At 36.8% G+C, this 18969-nt stretch carries 17 protein-coding genes and 1 pseudogene; 11 read left to right on the forward strand and 7 right to left on the reverse strand.

Annotated features, from left to right (window positions below):
* Positions 1-165 precede the first annotated feature (165 nt).
* The 9 genes from DVW83_RS04030 to clpB all read left to right on the forward strand — a co-directional run bounded on the left by DVW83_RS04030 (position 166) and on the right by clpB (position 9836).
* Complete coding sequence (locus DVW83_RS04030) at positions 166-603, forward strand: LptM family lipoprotein (RefSeq protein ID WP_104661515.1); 438 nt, start codon at positions 166-168, stop codon at positions 601-603.
* Positions 604-938: 335 nt separating this feature from the next.
* Positions 939-1310, forward strand: a complete 372-nt coding sequence (locus DVW83_RS04035) for a hypothetical protein (protein WP_104661514.1) — start codon at positions 939-941, stop codon at positions 1308-1310.
* A 112-nt stretch (positions 1311-1422) separates the two neighbouring features.
* Entirely contained in the window at positions 1423-2121 is a 699-nt protein-coding gene (locus tag DVW83_RS04040) for a tRNA (adenine(22)-N(1))-methyltransferase (protein ID WP_104661513.1), read from the forward strand.
* Positions 2121-3242, forward strand: a complete 1122-nt coding sequence (locus DVW83_RS04045) for a Nif3-like dinuclear metal center hexameric protein (RefSeq protein WP_104661512.1) — start codon at positions 2121-2123, stop codon at positions 3240-3242. Before DVW83_RS04040 ends, DVW83_RS04045 begins: the two co-directional genes overlap by 1 nt.
* 14 nt (positions 3243-3256) lie before the next feature.
* Positions 3257-4489, forward strand: coding sequence for a peptidase T (gene pepT, locus DVW83_RS04050; RefSeq protein ID WP_104661511.1), 1233 nt, complete (start codon positions 3257-3259; stop codon positions 4487-4489).
* A gap of 125 nt (positions 4490-4614) precedes the next feature.
* The gene (locus DVW83_RS04055) at positions 4615-5517 is read left to right on the forward strand and encodes a diacylglycerol/lipid kinase family protein (protein WP_104661510.1); all 903 of its coding nucleotides are present in this window, start codon (positions 4615-4617) and stop codon (positions 5515-5517) included.
* Positions 5518-5543: 26 nt separating this feature from the next.
* A complete protein-coding gene (locus DVW83_RS04060; protein ID WP_104661509.1) occupies positions 5544-5816 on the forward strand; it encodes a DUF1294 domain-containing protein in 273 nt (90 codons plus the stop codon).
* Positions 5817-5826: 10 nt separating this feature from the next.
* Positions 5827-6870, forward strand: a complete 1044-nt coding sequence (locus DVW83_RS04065) for a lysylphosphatidylglycerol synthase transmembrane domain-containing protein (protein ID WP_104661508.1) — start codon at positions 5827-5829, stop codon at positions 6868-6870.
* A gap of 356 nt (positions 6871-7226) precedes the next feature.
* Positions 7227-9836 (forward strand): ATP-dependent chaperone ClpB, encoded by a 2610-nt coding sequence (gene clpB / locus DVW83_RS04070; protein WP_104661507.1) that lies wholly within the window; start codon positions 7227-7229, stop codon positions 9834-9836.
* 391 nt (positions 9837-10227) lie between these two features.
* On the opposite strand, the gene DVW83_RS04075 is transcribed toward clpB, so the two are convergent.
* Genes DVW83_RS04075 through DVW83_RS04085 form a run of 3 tightly spaced genes read right to left on the reverse strand, consistent with a single transcriptional unit; the run spans position 10228 to position 12624 of the window.
* On the reverse strand, positions 10228-10899 hold the full coding sequence (locus tag DVW83_RS04075) for a hypothetical protein (RefSeq protein WP_104661506.1): 672 nt from the start codon (positions 10897-10899) through the stop codon (positions 10228-10230).
* A complete protein-coding gene (locus tag DVW83_RS04080) occupies positions 10892-11386 on the reverse strand; it encodes a nucleoside 2-deoxyribosyltransferase (RefSeq protein WP_104661505.1) in 495 nt (164 codons plus the stop codon). Before DVW83_RS04080 ends, DVW83_RS04075 begins: the two co-directional genes overlap by 8 nt.
* Before the next feature lie 17 nt (positions 11387-11403).
* Positions 11404-12624: a GNAT family N-acetyltransferase gene (locus DVW83_RS04085; RefSeq protein WP_104661504.1), complete on the reverse strand. Its 1221-nt coding sequence runs from the start codon at positions 12622-12624 to the stop codon at positions 11404-11406.
* A 146-nt stretch (positions 12625-12770) separates the two neighbouring features.
* Between DVW83_RS04085 and lepA the strand changes: the two genes are divergently transcribed.
* Together lepA and DVW83_RS04095 are read left to right on the forward strand one after the other, a co-directional pair.
* Positions 12771-14606: a translation elongation factor 4 gene (gene lepA, locus DVW83_RS04090; RefSeq protein ID WP_104661503.1), complete on the forward strand. Its 1836-nt coding sequence runs from the start codon at positions 12771-12773 to the stop codon at positions 14604-14606.
* Between the two features lie 195 nt (positions 14607-14801).
* Positions 14802-15523, forward strand: a pseudogene (locus DVW83_RS04095) (helix-turn-helix domain-containing protein); the annotation flags it as partial.
* Positions 15524-15986: 463 nt separating this feature from the next.
* On the opposite strand, the gene DVW83_RS16080 reads toward DVW83_RS04095, so the two are convergent.
* The 4 genes from DVW83_RS16080 to DVW83_RS04115 all read right to left on the reverse strand — a co-directional run bounded on the left by DVW83_RS16080 (position 15987) and on the right by DVW83_RS04115 (position 18764).
* Positions 15987-16571 carry an accessory gene regulator B family protein gene (locus tag DVW83_RS16080; protein ID WP_104661502.1) on the reverse strand — a complete coding sequence of 195 codons (585 nt, stop codon included), beginning with the start codon at positions 16569-16571 and terminating at the stop codon, positions 15987-15989.
* A gap of 9 nt (positions 16572-16580) precedes the next feature.
* Positions 16581-16727 carry a cyclic lactone autoinducer peptide gene (locus DVW83_RS16085; RefSeq protein WP_370684371.1) on the reverse strand — a complete coding sequence of 49 codons (147 nt, stop codon included), beginning with the start codon at positions 16725-16727 and terminating at the stop codon, positions 16581-16583.
* The gene (locus DVW83_RS04110) at positions 16657-17811 is read right to left on the reverse strand and encodes a sensor histidine kinase (RefSeq protein ID WP_137239062.1); all 1155 of its coding nucleotides are present in this window, start codon (positions 17809-17811) and stop codon (positions 16657-16659) included. Before DVW83_RS04110 ends, DVW83_RS16085 begins: the two co-directional genes overlap by 71 nt.
* 236 nt (positions 17812-18047) lie before the next feature.
* Positions 18048-18764 (reverse strand): LytR/AlgR family response regulator transcription factor, encoded by a 717-nt coding sequence (locus tag DVW83_RS04115; protein WP_104661499.1) that lies wholly within the window; start codon positions 18762-18764, stop codon positions 18048-18050.
* Positions 18765-18969 lie beyond the last annotated feature (205 nt).

Here is an 18969-nt window from a genome sequence, read left to right on the forward strand (position 1 = left end):
ATCATGTATTCAAAAAAAAGAGAATGTGGCAATTTTTTGTTACACCCTCTTTACATAATTATATGCACTACCTAAAGGGAAGCGAATCCATCTATTAGGCAAACATATAGTAGTCGGGCGCAACCATCAAAATAAGTCAACTAAAAATGAGCTGGAGGAAATTTTATGAAGATTTTATTTTCAACAATGATTGTGGCTGGTTTACTTTTTACATTAACAGGCTGCGGAAACGAAGACCCAAGTAAAGCATCGATCGATTCGATCAGTGCGGAAACATCGACGGAAGTAAGTAACTCTGCAACGCAAGGTCAAAGTATTTTTAATGGAGAAATCGAAAGTATCTCAGAACCGGATGATTCGACGATCCAAATCAAAGTGATCAACGTAAAAGAAATAAAAGACTCGGAAAATATCGGAAGCTCTTTTACGAATGATGGTGTCATTTTGAATGCGTCTGAGGAGCAACTAAAAGATGGAAAAGAGGCATTCGAGAAAGGCGATCAGATCGAGATCGTATTAGTAGAAAATTCCATAATGACAATGTCGATCCCACCGCAGATCCCTGGTAATTCAATTGTCGAAATAGCGCGGATCGAAGAATAGGACCACTTCTCTAAAAAAAACTTGAATTAATAGTTTGCTAGTCCACATAAATACCGCAAAGTAAGGGAAGTAGTGGAAAAAAACTACATTCGCTTCCTAACGAAATAGAATAAGCAGCTGGAACAAAAGTAACAAATCCGAAGCATAAAAAGCAGATTTTTAAAAATTTGAAAAACAAATTTTTGGAATGTTTGCTTTTTTCTTGTGACATAACACTTTGTCCTGGCTTCTTTTACATAATGACATGGATCAAAAAAAACAATGTAAGAGTTAAAGGCAAGTAGCTAGATACGATCGGCAGATAAGTGAACGACAATGATTTGAAGGAGGTATTCATGAAACTTATTTTTTCATCGATAATCGCTATCGTATTCCTTTCTTTGACTGGTTGCGGAAACCAAGAGAATGATGATCTCTCAAAAAAAAAAGAACGGTATGTCTACACTGGAGAAATTATCGATATTTCAGAAAATGAAAAATCAATACTTACTATCAGAGTAACGGACATAAAAAATATAGAAGAATCAAAGGATCGTGCTGGTGATATGGTTTTGAGTGCGACTGCTGAAAAATTGAAAGATGGCAAAGACTCAGTACGTGTTGGTGATAAAATCAAGTTTGTACTGAAGGATTTGCGAATGACCCGGTCAGATCCTCCGATAGTCTTTCTTGATTCTTTGATCGAAATAGCACGTATTGGATCATAGGCAGTAGGATTTTAGAAAAAAATAAAAAAATGAAGGAGATTTGAAATTTTTTCTTTTCGAATCTCCTTAAATTATAATGAAAATGTTATAATGGCGTGGAAGGAGTGAAGGTATGAACCATTTGGAATTATCTAAACGTTTAGCGAAGGTGGGAGAATTTGTTCCAGAAAAAGCTCGTTTAGCAGATATTGGCTCTGACCATGCTTATTTACCAGTGGCATTAATGTTAAAAGGAAAAATCCAATTTGCAGTTGCTGGCGAAGTAGTAAAAGGTCCTTATGAATCAGCGAGGAAACAAGTACGAAAGGACGGCTTAGAAAAGCAGATCACTGTACGTCTGGCAAATGGCTTAGATGCAATCGAAGCAGAAGATCAAATTGATGCAATCACGATTGCTGGAATGGGTGGTTCATTGATTCGGGAGATCCTAGAAGCTGGCAAACAAAAAAAACGCTTATCTGGGAACGAACGCCTGATTCTTCAGCCAAATATCGGTGAACGAACACTGAGAAGCTGGTTGCAAGAGAACAATTATCAACTTATTGCAGAAACGATTTTAGAAGAAAATAAAAAAATCTATGAGATCCTTGTGGCGGAAAAGACACAAGAGAAAGTCACCTATAGTGAAAAAGAATTGATGTTTGGACCTCACTTATTGAATGAGTCCAATGAAGTGTTTTTCAATAAGTGGCAGCGAGAATTGAAACAGAGACAAACGATTCTGCAACAGCTGACTCATGCAACAAATCAGCAAGTCAGAAAAGAACGAATGGAAAGTGAAATCAAAATGATTGAGGAGGTACTAGGCTAATGACAGTCAACGGCAATGTGTTTATTCGCAAATTTGAAGAATACTGCCCTCAATGGCTGGCAGAAGACGGCGATCCTGTAGGTCTACACATTGGAACGTTGAATAAACCGATCCAACGGGTGATGATGACGCTTGATGTTCGACCAGAAGTCGTAAAAGAAGCCATTGATAAAAAGATCGATCTATTGATTGCAAAACACCCGCCTATCTTTCGCCCAGTAAAACGTTTAAATGCAGATAATCCGCAAGAAAAGATGTATGCGGATCTATTGAAACACGATATCGCTGTGTATGCCGCACATACCAATATGGATATTATTGAAGATGGGTTAAATGATTGGTTTTGTGAATTGCTCGGTGTCAAGGTCGAAAACTACTTAGTTAAAACACATGAACGTCATTATAAAAAACTGGCTGTATATATACCTGTGGAACAAGCTGAAGAATTACGTAAAGCATTGGCTCAAGCTGGGGCAGGGCAACAAGGAAACTATGACTCCACCAGCTTTACTACGATCGGCCAAGGACGTTTTCGCCCAAATGATTCAGCTCACCCTGCAATCGGTGAAGCTGGTCAACTGGAGAAGGTCCAAGAAGCGAAAGTAGAAGTCATTTTTCCTGAACATCTTGAGCAAAAAGTTCTTCGAGCGATGTACGCGGTTCATCCATATGAAGAAGTGGCTTATGATCTGTTTAAAATCGATGAGCCAACTAAAACATGGGGACTTGGCCGTATCGGAGAATTATCAGAAGAAATGTCTCTCGACACTTTTGCAGCCAAAGTGAAAGAAGCTTTCCAATTAGACGGACTTCGCGTCGTACGTCCCACAGAAAAAGAAGTAATGGTCAAGAGAGTGGCAATCTGTGGTGGCAGTGGGGAAAAATTTTATCCTCATGCACTGTCTCAAAAAGCTGATGTTTATATTACTGGCGATATTTATTACCATACAGCACAGGACATGCAGAGCGCCGGCCTTGCTGCCATTGATCCGGGACATTATATCGAATCATTGTGCAAAGAGAAGTTTATCGAAAAATTTGAATCTTGGAAAAAAGAAGAGGATTGGTCTATTGACTTCTTTGTTTCTGAAACAGATACCAACCCATTTCAATTTAACTAAAAGGAGAGAATTTTATGTACGAAAATCTTTTACCTCGTTTTTTACGCTATGTTAAAACAGAAACACGCTCAGATGCAACAAGTCAAACGACACCATCTACTCAAACACAAGTCGCTTTTGCACAAGTTCTAAAAAAAGAACTAGAAGAACTTGGATTGTCGGATGTTTTCTACAATGAAGAAAATGGTTTTGTGATCGGTACATTACCAAGCAACGTGGATCGTCCTGTGCGTTCGATCGGTTTCATCTCCCACATGGATACAGCTGACTTCAATGCGGAAGGGGTCAATCCTCAGATCATTGAGAATTATGACGGGGAATCGGTGATCGTATTGGATAGCCAAGAACGCTATACGCTAAATACTAAAGACTTTCCTAATTTAAAAAATTATGAAGGCCACACATTGATTACGACAGACGGCAGTACGCTACTGGGAGCAGATGATAAAGCAGGGATCGCTGAAATCATGACAGCGATGGAAATCTTGATCAAAAACCCAACGATTCCACATGGTGAAATCAAAGTAGCATTTGGTCCAGATGAAGAAATCGGTGTAGGGGCGGATAAGTTTGATGTTGAAGCATTCAATGTCGATTTTGCATATACTGTCGATGGTGGTCCATTAGGTGAATTGCAATATGAGACATTTAGCGCAGCTCAAGCAGAGATTTCGATTCAAGGGAAAAATGTCCATCCTGGTACAGCAAAAGACACGATGATCAATGCGCTGCAATTAGCGATTGATTTCCATAACCAACTGCCAGCAGATGAAGTACCGGAAAAAACAGAAGGTTATGAAGGCTTCTTCCATTTGATGGCCTTGAATGGAAATACAGAAGAAGCAACGATGAGTTATATCATCCGCGACCATGACCGTGAAAACTTTGAAGCTCGCAAAGCATTGATCACGGAGATCCAAGAAAAAATGAATCGTCGATTTGACCAAGAACGAGTAAAAGTCAATATGTACGATCAATACTACAATATGCGTGAAATCATTGAAAAAGACATGAGTATCGTCGAATTAGCAAAACAAGCAATGATCGATCTAGAAATCGAACCGATCATTGAACCAGTCCGTGGCGGAACGGATGGTTCAAAAATTTCATATCTAGGTATTCCGACTCCTAACCTATTTGCTGGTGGAGAAAACATGCATGGACGCTTCGAGTTTGTTTCTCTTCAAGTAATGGAAAAAGCGGCAGATGTAATTGTAAAAATTGCGGAATTGAACACAAACGTTTAAAATTGAATAGGATGTCGGATCAGTCAGCTAGTCGATCGGTTCGATAAACGTCGGGGGGGAGGACGAATTCCAAGTGGAACCGTCTATCCCCTTGATTTTTGTGTGAAATTAGGAGGTAAAAGAGTATGGAAAAATTGCTGGTCTTTTATAATGAAAGCTCAGGAAATGACGAAGGCGAAAAATTAGCAAAATGGTTCAAAGATTACGTGAGTGAAAAGCGACCAGAGCTAACCGTTTATTTAGCGGAAACCGGTCCTTCGGTGAAACACAGAACACTTGTAAAAAAAGCAGAAGAACACGAGGCAGATACCTTGATCATCATTGGGGGAGATGGAACGATCCATCATATCGTTCAAGCTTTCCAGAAGAAACTAGAACATTATCAAGTAGGATTATTACCCGGTGGAACAGTCAATAATCTAGCAAAGGTACTTGGAATCTCTATAGATAAAGAAGAAGCGGCAGATGTTATTTTAGGGGAAGCCATTCGTAAAATCGACTATGGAAAAGTAAATGATGAAGTGATCATTTCCACATTAACGATCGGGATACTCGCTGATACAGCTGTTTGGATCAGCCAAAAGGAAAAACAACGATATGGATCTTGGATATTTATGAAACGTTTTGTCAATCTATTGCTGAAAAAGAAAAAATATCATCTAGACATCAAAACAGAGAACGAACACTGGAAAGGAAAAACGCAGTTACTGACAGTTACGATGACGAATTCTGTTGGTGGGTATACGAATTTTGATGATTCTGCTAGTCCAGATGATGGGAAATTTCACATAACGATCATTCCATCTCTTGATATTTTCCGATTTATCTTTTATCTTCCTCGTATAATCAAAGGAAAAATCTATTCAGTCCCTGGGATCACTTATTTGACAGCAAGTCAAATCAATATCCAAGCGCAGGAAAAAAAGGTTGGCACTCGTACAGATGGTGATACCACCGATAATTTACCAATTGAATTAGTCGTTGTTCCCAAGGGACTATCTGTATTTGTTCCAAAAGAAACAAAATAATTTTTCTGACTAGTTGGAGGAAAAACATGAATGCAATTTTATATAACCCTTTGTGGTTTTATCTGGTACTTGTAAATATTTATTTGTTTTGTTTGATGGGGTATGATAAACGTCAGGCAAAAAAAGGAAAATGGCGCGTACCAGAAAGTAATTTGATCTTTGTTAGTTTACTAGGCGGCGGTATTGGTGTCTTGCTTTCACGAAAAGTCTTTCATCATAAAACGAGAAAAAAGAAATTTACAATTGGATTTATGGCGGGTGTACTCGTTGATTTGATTTTGATTTATTTTTTTCATTAAGGAGTAGTCAATGTCAACTAAAGGAACAAAAACAAAAATAGTCTTAAATCTGCTTTTATTGATAGGAATACTAGCCATTATTTATTATTTGATCAATCAATCATTTGCAGATATATTTGCTGAATTACTATCGACAAGTTTAGTTGTTATTGTTGCAGCATTAGTATTAGGAACTCTTTATCAACTTGTAGAAGGACGCTCCATCAAAGAAATTGCAGAACCTTTCGCCAATGATTTTTCTACGATGGACGGCTTCTGGACATCCTGTTATATTGCATTTTATCGGATCGTATCTTTCGGCACAGGAACATTGATTTCGGAGATTTATTTCTACAACAAAAAAGGAATGAAATTCTCTCAAGGCGCTGGTGTCACGGCATTGCACATGATCATGTACAAAATGGCTGTGATCATGTATGCCATTATTGGTTTGATTGTCCAGTTCTCGTTATTCTATTCTAAAGGACCATCCATGATCTGGTTCATTATTGCGGGGATCGTCTTGACGGGTCTCATTATTGCTTTTCTGTTATTGATCTCAATAAGTTTGAACCTTCAAATTTTCTTTGTCAGTGTGTCAAATAAATTATTCAAAAGTCAAAGATTACGAAAATGGGTCGATACTTGCAATACACAAATCTATTCACTTAGAGAAACAGTTCAGACGATCGTAAAAGATCGAACAGCATTGCTCCGAATCTATTTTTGGAATATGCTCAAGCTCTTGTTCTGGTATGTGATGCCATATATCTTCTTGGTCGAAAATCATCCGAAAATCGATTTCTTACTGACCTTTTCATTTATTAGCTTTGCGGTAGTATTGTCTGGCGTGATCCCGACGCCTGCGGGAATCGGTTCATTTGAATTTGTCTATCTGTTATTATTCAAACCTTTAGTCGGGACTGTCGATGCAGTTTCGTCCTTACTTCTCTATCGTTTCAGTTCATTTATTTTGCCATTTATCTACGGGTTCTTTTATGTCGTAGCTGATCGCAGAAAAGTACTAAAAAAAGAGATCAAAGAAGTAAAAAGAGAAAAAGAGAAAAATTATTGATCGAATAAGAGAGGTCGAGAGCGTGGGACAAAAGTAAGAAACACTTCTGTCCCAGCCTCTCACACTCTTTTTTTTGACATTTCTGAAAAAACTGACTTTTGGACGCGGTTTATTCAAGAGTCTGTAACAAACATGATGTTTAGATTTGTCCACATTCTCTAAACATAGTAACAGGTGGAAGCAGAAGATCACTTTTTGTTTCAGCCTGTTTCTTTTTTAAAAATAGGTAAAGAAGTGTAAGATAAAAGATAGAAAAGCGATGTTATTCTTTGACCAATATTGACCAAAAGAGTATAATAATAATCGTAAAGAATTGATGAAAAACAATTCAGACTCTTTATTCAGGAGGTAAGAAGATGAATATTGAAAAAATGACAACTACGCTACAAGAAGCGATTGCCGAAGCACAACAAATTGCTGTCACTCGGAAACATCAAGAAATAGACATTGCCCATTTATGGAAGATTTTTTTACAACCAAATCATTTTGGCCGTAATCTATACACAGATGCCGGCTTAGACGTCGAGGGCTTTGAAAGAGAAGTTGACCGAGTGCTTGATGAATACCCGACCGTATCAGGAGGAAATGTCCAATATGGTCAAAATCTCAGCCAAAATCTATTTCATTTGTTAAATGAAGCTGACCAAATCAGAGAAAGTTTTGGTGACGAATATCTTTCAACTGAAGTGGTTATTTTGGCATTGATGAAATTGAAAAATTATCCGTTGACTGTGTACTTAACGAAAAACGGATTATCGGAAAAAGAACTTAGAAACAATATCGAAGAAATGAGAGGTGGAGAAAAAGTGACCTCAAAAAATCAAGAAGAACAATACAAAGCGTTAGAAAAATACGGAGTGGATTTAGTCCAACAAGTACGTTCAGGTAAAATGGACCCAATTATTGGCCGTGATGAAGAAATTCGTGATGTGATCCGCATCCTTTCTCGAAAAACAAAAAACAACCCTGTGTTGATTGGGGAACCAGGGGTAGGTAAAACAGCGATCGTTGAAGGATTAGCACAACGAATCGTGCGCAAAGATGTACCAGAAAACCTAAAGGACAAAACGATTTTTTCTTTAGATATGGGCGCATTGATTGCGGGAGCAAAATTCCGTGGTGAATTTGAAGAACGACTAAAAGCTGTCCTTAAAGAAGTAACGAAAAGCGATGGTCGAATCATTCTATTTATCGATGAAATCCATAACATTGTTGGCGCAGGCAAGACCGAAGGAAGCATGGATGCTGGTAATTTGCTAAAACCAATGCTAGCACGCGGTGAGCTTCATTTGATCGGAGCAACCACGTTGGATGAATACCGACAATATATGGAAAAAGACAAAGCATTGGAACGTCGTTTCCAAAAAGTACTAGTCAAGGAACCAACAGTAGAAGATACGATCAGTATTTTACGTGGCTTAAAAGAACGCTTTGAGATCCATCATGGAGTCAATATCCATGACAATGCACTAGTTGCTGCTGCTACACTTTCTGATCGCTATATCACAGATCGGTTCTTGCCAGATAAGGCAATCGATTTGATCGATGAAGCCAGTGCAACTATTCGCGTAGAAATGAATTCTATGCCAACAGAGTTGGACCAAGTCACACGCCGATTGATGCAATTGGAAATCGAAGAAGCGGCATTAAAGAAAGAATCAGATGATGCCAGCAAGAAGCGGTTGAAGAACTTGCAAGAAGAGTTAGCGGACTTGCGTGAAGAAGCGAATGCAATGAAAATGCAGTGGGAAACAGAAAAAGAAGAAGTCAATACAGTTTCTTCTAAACGTGCAGAAATCGATAAAGCAAAACATGAACTAGAAGATGCAGAAAACAATTATGATCTTGAACGTGCCGCTGTTTTGCGTCATGGAACGATCCCACAATTAGAAAAAGAATTAAAAGAATTAGAAGCTAAAGCTAAAGATAGTGACATCAAAATGGTGCAAGAATCAGTGACTGAAAATGAGATTGCTCAAGTAGTCGGTCGCTTGACAGGGATTCCTGTGACGAAATTAGTTGAAGGTGAAAGAGAAAAACTAATGAAGTTGAACGAAACCTTGCATAAACGAGTAATCGGACAAGATGAAGCAGTAGATGCAGTCAGTGATGCAGTGATCCGCTCTCGTGCTGGGTTACAAGATCCAAACCGTCCGTTAGGTTCATTCTTGTTCTTAGGGCCAACTGGTGTCGGTAAAACGGAACTAGCCAAAGCATTAGCCGAAAACTTATTTGATTCTGAAGAGCATATGGTACGGATCGACATGAGTGAGTATATGGAAAAACATGCCGTCTCTCGTTTAGTAGGAGCCCCTCCAGGCTATGTTGGTTATGAAGAAGGCGGTCAGCTGACGGAAGCGGTAAGAAGAAATCCTTATACCATCGTTTTACTCGATGAAATCGAAAAAGCACATCCTGATGTCTTCAACATTTTATTGCAAGTGTTAGATGACGGACGTTTGACTGACTCTAAAGGACGCGTCGTGGATTTCAAAAATACTGTATTGATCATGACAAGCAATATTGGTTCACAATTATTACTAGAAGGCGTGACAGCGGAAGGCACGATCCCAGAAGAAGTCGAAGAACAAGTGCGAACGATCCTTCGCGGCAATTTCAAACCCGAATTCTTGAATCGAATCGATGATACGATCCTCTTCACACCGTTAAGTTTAAACAATGTAAAAGGCATCGTCGATAAGATGGTGGCACAATTAGCCAAACGACTAGAACATCAAGAAATCTTATTGACGATCAGCGACGAAGCCAAAACATGGATCGCTGAAAATGCGTATGAGCCAGCTTATGGTGCACGTCCATTGAAACGCTTCATTACGAAAGAAGTGGAAACACCTTTGGCAAAAGAAATCGTGTCAGGTCGCATTACACCTAAATCAAAAGTAACGATCACTTTACTTGATGAAAAACTTCATTTCAAAGCAGAAGAATTAGTTGAAGAAGAATGATACGAAACATTGACCAATAAAATAGATAGTTGAAAATAGCTTCCTGAAGTACATTCCAAAATGAGGCGGGACAGAAGTATTCCTTACTTTTGTTCCACGCATATTGGATAGGCAATAGGAAGCTATTTTTTTATCCAGAAGAAAGACAAAGTAAATTAGCTTCAGTTAATTGTTTCAGTTTACAAGATTCCCATCAAACTAACCTACAGCTAATGAAGAGAAAAAGGAGAGAGGGAAGCAAGGGGTATTTTTATCACACCTATTAAATCGAATAACCATCGAAAAGTTGATCCTTTTAAAAAAATAAGCCGAAATTCTCAAAAACTAAAAAAGTTTTCGCGAATCTCGATTTAATTTCTTAAGATGTCATACAACTGTAAAGTGTGTTCAGCTATTTGCTTTTTATGATCTCTAAACGGTAGCTTTCAAAATAAGCCGGATCATTTTTTCCTTGTACCCAAGCAAAAATCCCCATGAGCAAGGCACCAACTGTGTTCGTCAGTAAGTCCCCCATCGTGTCCATCAATGCAGCCCGACCAACGAATAGTGTACCATCAGAAGCCGCGAATCGTTGCAGATTCATTCCTAAGAATTGATCACAGAGAAATTCCCAGAATTCCCAAAAGACACCACATAGACCGGCAAAGGCAAAACCGAAAAGCAAGAACAACCAAGGACTTGTTTTAGCGATAGGCGCTTTTTTGAGAAGCAAGCCAATCAATCCATAGCCCAATGCTGTCAGCACCATCGGACTCACCGCATGTAAGATTTTATCCCAAAAAGAAATGATACTGATCAAATGCATCCCAGTTCCTAAAAAGACTGAGATAAACAAGAAAAACCAATAAAATAGCACGATAGCATCTGGAATATGCAAATGAAATAATTTCTTCATGATTTGAGGGAGAAAAATCAATACGATTCCTGCTAAAGATTCAATAATAAATGTAATCCCTTGAGTCGTCGAGTATTTATTGGTGATAAATTCAAAAATGTTGTAGCAAACCACAAAGAGACCAAAAACAACAAGGGAAATCTGGACTTTTTTTACTGTTTTACTCATTCAATTGTCCTCCTTTTAAATAGACCTTCAATGCTTCTAGCAGTTCTGTTTCATCAGAAACGATCGATCCGTTTAATTTGATCAGGCCAACTGTATAGAGATTAAGGTAATGGAATTGATTTTCCGCGACTTGTTGCAACGCCTCAAGTTTCTTAGGGTGTGAACCACCTTGTTGACGGCTGTCGGTATATAGACCGATGACCGGGATACCTTTTGCGTAAGCCACACCAATTTCTGAAGCAACGCCAGCGTCAATCGTCAATCCATCAAGTAAAGCAATCATCAAGTCACTTTCTAAAACTTTTTCCGTATCAGCTAAAGCAATCATTTTGCTATCTGCATAATCTGTTTTATCATTGATTGCTTCATTTTCTTGAGGCAAATAAACAATCAGATCCTCTGAAACAGCTCGGATCTTCTTTACAAGCATGGCGTTATAGAGTAAATCACTTTTAGCAAATAGTGGGGCAGCAAAATATATATTCATTTTTTATCATCCTTTATTTAGAAATAATCACTGAAATAAGCTTCCATATTCGGAATAATCAATTCCAGTGTCTTTAATGTTTCTTTATCTGTTTCGATCCGTTCGATCCTGGCCAAATAAGAAGCTCTGCGATAATTCATCATCAAACAAGTCAATGTTTGAACAGAAAGACGAACAGGTTGGCCAACAGGTTCGTTGACTATTTTTAACTGTTCATTCTCATCCCAAACCAAGCCAAAGATACCATTGTTCCAAGGAGCTACCGGATCTTCCACGATAAAATGGAACGGTTTGGCAGAAGCGGCAAAAGGAAAACGTGCAAGGAATTCTTTCACATCAACGATTCTTGCCATAAAATAAGGTTCAATCTGTTCTTTGATCTGGCTATCTTCAATCAAAAAGGCTAATGGTTCATTTTTATAGATATCGCCATGAACCCAGTAGACCATAGAGAAGTGGGCAGAAATGAAATTCCACAGACCATTGCGCGCCTCTTGATTCAAATAGAACATTTCCTTCACATGGAAAATTTCTTCCGCTACCCAATAAAAAAGAACACCAATCGGCTCTTGAGCAGAATTGTAATAAACAGCAGCTGTCCGTTCATCCTCATTCTCAAAACGCCAATATTCTTCCCAGTGGAAATCACTTCGAAACAACGCACCATGATTTTGACCAGCAAATTTTTGATAAACTTTATAGACATCCGGATGATCAACAGGTAATCGCTCCACCATACCACTCACTGGCACTTGCTTTGGCAACTGGGTATCACGTATCTTAAAAGACAGTTTATCAGACATGATCTCCCAGCCTTTACGACGGTAGTAAGGAATACTGTAAGGGTAAAGATAGGAAATCCATTGCTTGTTTTTACGCATATTATCTAATGCTACGATGATCAAGTCTTGCATCAACCCATGATTTGCGTATTCGGGATAAGTTCCCACATCAGTTACACCCCCCATTTTATAAGGCGTACCATGGATATTCACTTCACAGGGATAGATGGCAATCTGTGAAATCAGTTTTTCTTCGTGGAACCAACCAAATACTTCAGATAACTCCAAAATTGGTCGTTTTGAGCGGATAAAGGCGCGCTTACTTTCAAATCCGCTCTCTTCAATATCCGCTTCAGTTACTTGAAAGACATAAGAGAGCAATTCATTGAACTGATCCACATGTTCTTCTGTAACAGGTTTTAATTCAAGATTTTCTCTGAAATCTCTTTGATCCATTCTTTCATCTCCAATTATTTACTTGTTACTAGTATAGCAAAATTTCAGCAAAAAAACTTCTAAAGCCGACTAGGTAAAAAGTCTTTAAATTCATTCTTTTCATTGATATAATGGAAAGTGCTGATTACAAGAAAAGAGGAGACGCTATGGATATAAAAAAAATGAAACAACGCCAAGAGCAAATTCGGAATTTCTCGATCATCGCTCATATCGACCATGGGAAATCCACATTGGCCGATCGTATTTTGGAAAAGACGAACACTGTGACGTCTCGTGAAATGCAAGATCAGCTATTAGACTCGATGGATCTAGAGCGTGAACGTGGGATTACGATTAAATTAAATGCTGTAGAATTAAATTATACAGCTAAAAATGGAGAACTATATATTTTTCATCTCATCGACACTCCAGGACATGTCGATTTTACCTATGAGGTATCACGAAGTTTAGCTGCGTGCGAAGGAGCTGTTTTAGTTGTCGATGCTGCTCAAGGAATCGAAGCACAAACACTTGCGAATGTTTACTTGGCTTTAGACAATGATTTGGAGATTTTGCCAGTCATCAATAAGATCGATCTACCAGCAGCAGACCCTGAAAGAGTACGTCAAGAAATTGAAGATGTCATTGGACTCGATGCAAGCGAAGCTGTTTTAGCTAGCGCAAAAGCAGGCATCGGTATTGAAGAAATCTTAGAGCAAATCGTCGAATATGTTCCGGCACCACCAGGAGACTTAGAAGCACCGTTAAAAGCATTGATTTTTGACTCCGTCTATGACAGTTATCGTGGGGTAGTATTGAATGTTCGTATCACAGATGGTGTAGTCAAGCCAGGAGATAAAATCCAGTTGATGAGTAATGGGAAAACATTCGATGTAACCGAAGTCGGAGTATTTTCACCTAAAGCTGTTGCAAGAGACTTTTTGATGGTCGGTGATGTCGGTTATATCACTGCAAGCATCAAAACAGTCCAAGACACACGAGTAGGGGATACTGTTACTCTAGCTAACAATCCAGCAAAAGAAGCACTGCCAGGTTATCGAAAAATGAATCCAATGGTTTATTGTGGACTATATCCTATCGATACTTCCCGTTACAATGACCTACGTGAAGCGCTTGAAAAATTGCAATTGAACGATGCTGCCTTGCAGTTCGAACCAGAAACTTCCCAAGCACTAGGTTTTGGGTTCCGTTGTGGTTTTTTGGGATTACTCCACATGGATGTTGTTCAAGAACGCCTAGAACGTGAATTCAATTTAGAATTGATCACTACAGCACCATCGGTAATCTACCATGTCAATAAAACAGACGGCTCTATGACAGTCGTAGACAACCCAGCAGATTTTCCTGAACCAGTAACCATCCAAGATGTTGAAGAACCTTTCGTCAAGGCACAAATCATGGTACCAAATGAGTATGTCGGAGCTGTAATGGAACTTTCACAAAGAAAACGTGGAGATTTTATCACCATGGATTACTTAGATGATTACCGAGTAAATGTCGTTTATAATATTCCACTTTCTGAAATCGTTTTTGACTTCTTTGATAAGCTAAAATCAAGTACGAAGGGATACGCTTCACTTGATTATGACATGTCAGGCTATCAAAAGAGCAAGCTAGTGAAAATGGATATTTTATTGAACGGCGAAACAGTCGATGCCTTAAGCTTCATCGTCCATCGTGACTTTGCCTATGAACGAGGAAAAGCAATCGTTGAAAAATTGAAAAAACTGATTCCACGACAACAATTCGAAGTACCGATCCAAGCCGCTATCGGTCAAAAAATCGTCGCCCGTTCAGATATCAAAGCATTGCGTAAGAACGTTTTGGCAAAATGTTATGGCGGAGATGTTTCGCGTAAACGAAAACTTCTTGAAAAACAAAAAGAAGGTAAGAAGCGAATGAAACAAATCGGTTCAGTAGAAGTTCCTCAAGAAGCCTTCATGGCCGTTCTGAAAATGGATGACCAGGATAATGCGAAATAGCTTGTTTTCAACGGAAAACCCTATTAAATCAATCTTTTTGAGTGGCGTAAAATTCGTGATTAACCCGTTTAAAAAAGTTTAAACTGTCATACGGTTGTCACGGTAGTATTAAAATTAACAAAAATGGAATATTTTCCTTGAAGGTTTTTAACCGTCAGCGTATGATGAAAGCATCTCATAGGAGGTGCTTTTTTCATGTCTGAAAATATAAGTGGAGAATTTCTTAAATCTTTAAGGAAAGAGAAAAAAATGTCTCAAAAGAAGCTAGCCGACTTAGCGGGGATTTCGCAAAGTGCTTTAGTCAAGTATGAAAAAGGAACAAGGAAAATTCCAAAAGATGTAGATGATACACTAAGTAAAATTCTGAATGTAGAAACTCTATTAAAAGATGAGAAGGATAGAGTTGGGCTTCTTATTGATCAACTAATTGCATACAGAGACATGAACGAGTTACTCAATAAAGAGTTGGCTACTAAAGTAGGGACTAGTGAAGTATCACTTAGTTATGTTTTAAACGGAAAGAGAAAACCATCGAAGGAAATGCAACAAAAAATTGCTGTGTTTCTCTCTAACGAGGATAAAGAAATTTTGCTGGATATAAAACAAGATAATGTTTCGTTTAAATTACACGATATCGATAAAATAGCGCTAGGAAAACGATCTAAGAGATTTGGAAAAATCGAGATGAGACACTGGAAAAATTTGGTAAGAACTTTACTCGACCAGCAGGTAAGAATGTTGTGAATAGATGGGAAAAGGGTACGAATATTCCTGATATCGAAAGATTAATGAATGTTGCCTATCTTGGGAAAGTAACTGTTTCTTACATTTTATATGGATATATTTACAGTAAGATGTTAAAAGAGGGAAACAAGGTTAACCAATTAGAAAAGTTAGTCCCTTTCCGAATGGGAGTTGTTTCCTATTTTGTTTTATTAATCATTTTGGTCTTGCTATTTAGAATATTCAGCACAGTTTCTATCTTCCCGACACCTATTCAGGCTTGATGATAACAGGAATGGCTCGAATTGAGCAAGGTGTTGTGGTCGATTATCAAAAAATCCATAAAAGTTTGGGACAAGGAAATTTTGTCTTAGCTATTACCGAAGGTCGTTATGATATTGGAGGGATTCTGTCAATCTTTTGTGATCTCTATTGTGTTGAAAAGGTAAATTAGCAGAACATTGGGATGTTATCGAACCAATTGAAGACATTTAAAATTATAAAGATCAAAAGATAAGTAGATTTAGTAAAGTTCTACATGGAATATATAATGGTTAAAAGTAATTCTATATAAAAATAAGAGAAAGAGATAACAAGCACGTCATATCTCTTTCTTTCATTATAGAGTTGATTAAATTTTACAAATCGCTTTAGCACCTATGATGTTAAAGAGTGAATTCTAATAAATAATCCTATTACATTTGAAATGATATTCAATAACAATGCAATCAATAATGTTCTCGGGACCAACCAAAAGTTAAATAGGATTGCTAGGAAACTGAATATTATTTCAATGATGATGACCTTAATCTTATATATTCTGAATATCTTAAATCCTGTATGATTAATTGGGTTATTTGCATGATCCACTGCAGGCAAAATAAGTTGTAGAAATGCAAGTATTATAATGAGTGTAACTAAAAGGTAAGGTGAATATATTTCAAACCAAGATTGAAACAATGAATATACTAAAATTGTAAAAATAGAAAAAACGAAACAGGGCATATCTCTTTTTAAATGAAAGCCTCCTGTCGTGTTTCTTAATGGAATGAAAAAGATTACAAAACAAGTAATTCCCAAGAGATTATGATTCACAACCCCTATAAAAGTACAAGCTAATAGGAATGTTACGTAACGGGTTAATTGACTTAAACCAAAAGTATAAATTTCTCTGTCTTCTTTAGAAATTAAATTAGCCTCAATTAAGCGCAAGACAATATGGTTGGAAAAGCTGTTAATCATATACCGTTACTAGAACTTTCTTAGTTTTTTTATTTTTGAGGGAAGCTTTGGTTGGCCGTACATAAAATTACACATTGTGTTTGCTTCATAAGTCGCCACTTTCAATGCTGCTTTCTTGATCGCTTTCAAAGCTGGATTTTTCAAATTTTTCATCATTTTCTTTTGTCTCTCCTTCATATATTTTCATCAGAACGACTGATGCATGGTAAGTTTCACCTTCGATCCAATGTTTATATAATCCATTCTGTTCACTAACAATACTCTGAACGCTTTTTAACCCAATTCCTCCTTTCATCCGCCATCTTCTTGTATAAATTTCACCACGATCAAAAGTATTGTCAATGTTTATAATGAGATTATTGTTAGATAGTTTTAGTAAGATAGAAATTTTTCGTTCAAAATCTTTTTGTCTAATACATGCATTTAGTGCATTATCAATTAAGTTTCCTAAAATCGAAGCGATAATTGAACTTTCTATATGAAAATCAGCTGGAATAAATGCTTTGATTTCCATTTGTATATTATTTTCTATCGCTTGTTGTGCTTTTTGATTCAATAAATAATTGAGAATAGGATTGTTCGTATAAAATTTGATTTGCGAATGATCCAGTTTTATGATGGATTTGTTTATATAGTTTAATGCCGCATCATAGTTTTTATCCTTAATATAGCCAGCTAAAATGAGATACTGATTTTTTAAATCATGACGCATCATTCGAATGTTTTTTTCTTTATTTTCCAGATCTGTAAAAAATTGAATTTCTTTTTTTACAACAACTTCACTAGCTTGTTTTTTAGACAACTCGATAATGCGTATTTGAATCAATTTAAACATGAACAAGTTAAATATAGTCATTGCCAAAACGCCAAAATCTATTCCTAATACTCCAAATATCGGTAAAGAAAAGCGACTATGCCACCATAATGTAATTGTACATAAAACAATTATTGACGATATAGGAATGATAGACAGCATCATTACCATTTTATCAGGTAGCTTTGGTATTTGTTCAAGTTGTTTATGAGATAACATTGAAAAGATTATACTAATCAATATTACTCTTAAAACACTTGAGAGTAGTGATCCGCTAAAATATTGAGTAATCGATGTGGCAGAAGTAGGAAACCAATGTTGATCGGATAAACTTTGTTGGATAAGACCTGCAATGTTCTCTGAAACTAACGCAATGCTCAAAAAAACACAAGGCCAAAGTATAATGCTACTTTTCTCAACTTTCATTAAGATTCCAACAAAAATATAAATAAGTAATGAAGAAATTAAGTTAACAGGTTCTCTTAAACCTAAATTTTCAAGTATAGAGATAAATGCAGGCTATCTTAGTAGTAAGCAAATAATCACTAAAACTATCCATTTATTTGTGGGATGTGTAGGACTAGATTTTTTATAAATGTAAGCCATTAATACACAGTCAATAATAGTGAAAATGATATTAATAAAATAAACTGCCATAAATTTCATACTCCTAACATTGCTAGGATTTGTTCTTTACACTGTTCGTTGAACTTGCCACTAATAGGTAACTCTTCAGAACCATCATAAGTTTGAACAACAACAGCTCTTTTTTTAACAGCACGTATATAATATGTGTTAACGATATATGAAGTATGAATCTGCACGAAGTCGTCACCCAATTTCTCTAAAAGTGTTTTTGTATCCATATAAAAGGATTTACTACCGATTTTTCCGTGCATAATTACTTTTCGTTTCTGTTTCTCAAAAAAATAAATATCGTTTGTGGCAATAACAAAATTAGTTTTTTCACTTAAATAGGAAAATTGATTTGGAAATTCATTCAGATGGCGAATAGCCTTTGTCAAAGTTTCCCAAGTTTTCTCTCTATCTAAAGGTTTTAACAGATAATCAAATGGTCGTACTTTAAAAACACTTTCCATATATTCTCTATGACTAGTAAAAAAAATTAAGATGGCATAGTCATCTCTTTCTCTTATTTTTTCTGCTAAAGTAATTCCATCCAAGTTAGGCATATCAATGTCTAAAAAGTAAATATCATATTTGTCTTTTTTCAGTTTTTTATACAATTGATCACTGTCCGTATAAACATCAACGTCGAACTTTAAATTCGGATAACATATGATTTGACGTTCGGCTTGTTCTAGAAATGAAGGTTCATCGTCGCAAATTGCTATATTTAACATGCGGTCATCTCCCATAACTATTTAGCTCCATTTTACACCAAAAACGTATAATTTTAGTAACTTGTAACGATTTTTCATTTGAATGTAACTGTTAACAGTTTTATAGGTTGGGATTTTATTAATGAAATAACTTTTTATTTTTTGTTACATGTTGATTTGTTTTTGTTACACATTACGTTCAAACGATTTCTCTTTGATAAACTATCAATGTAATCAATAC

Origin of the sequence: Enterococcus sp. VV15 (assembly GCF_005236045.1) — a bacterium.
In the GTDB taxonomy this organism is placed as follows: Bacteria; Bacillota; Bacilli; order Lactobacillales; family Enterococcaceae; genus Enterococcus_B; species Enterococcus_B durans.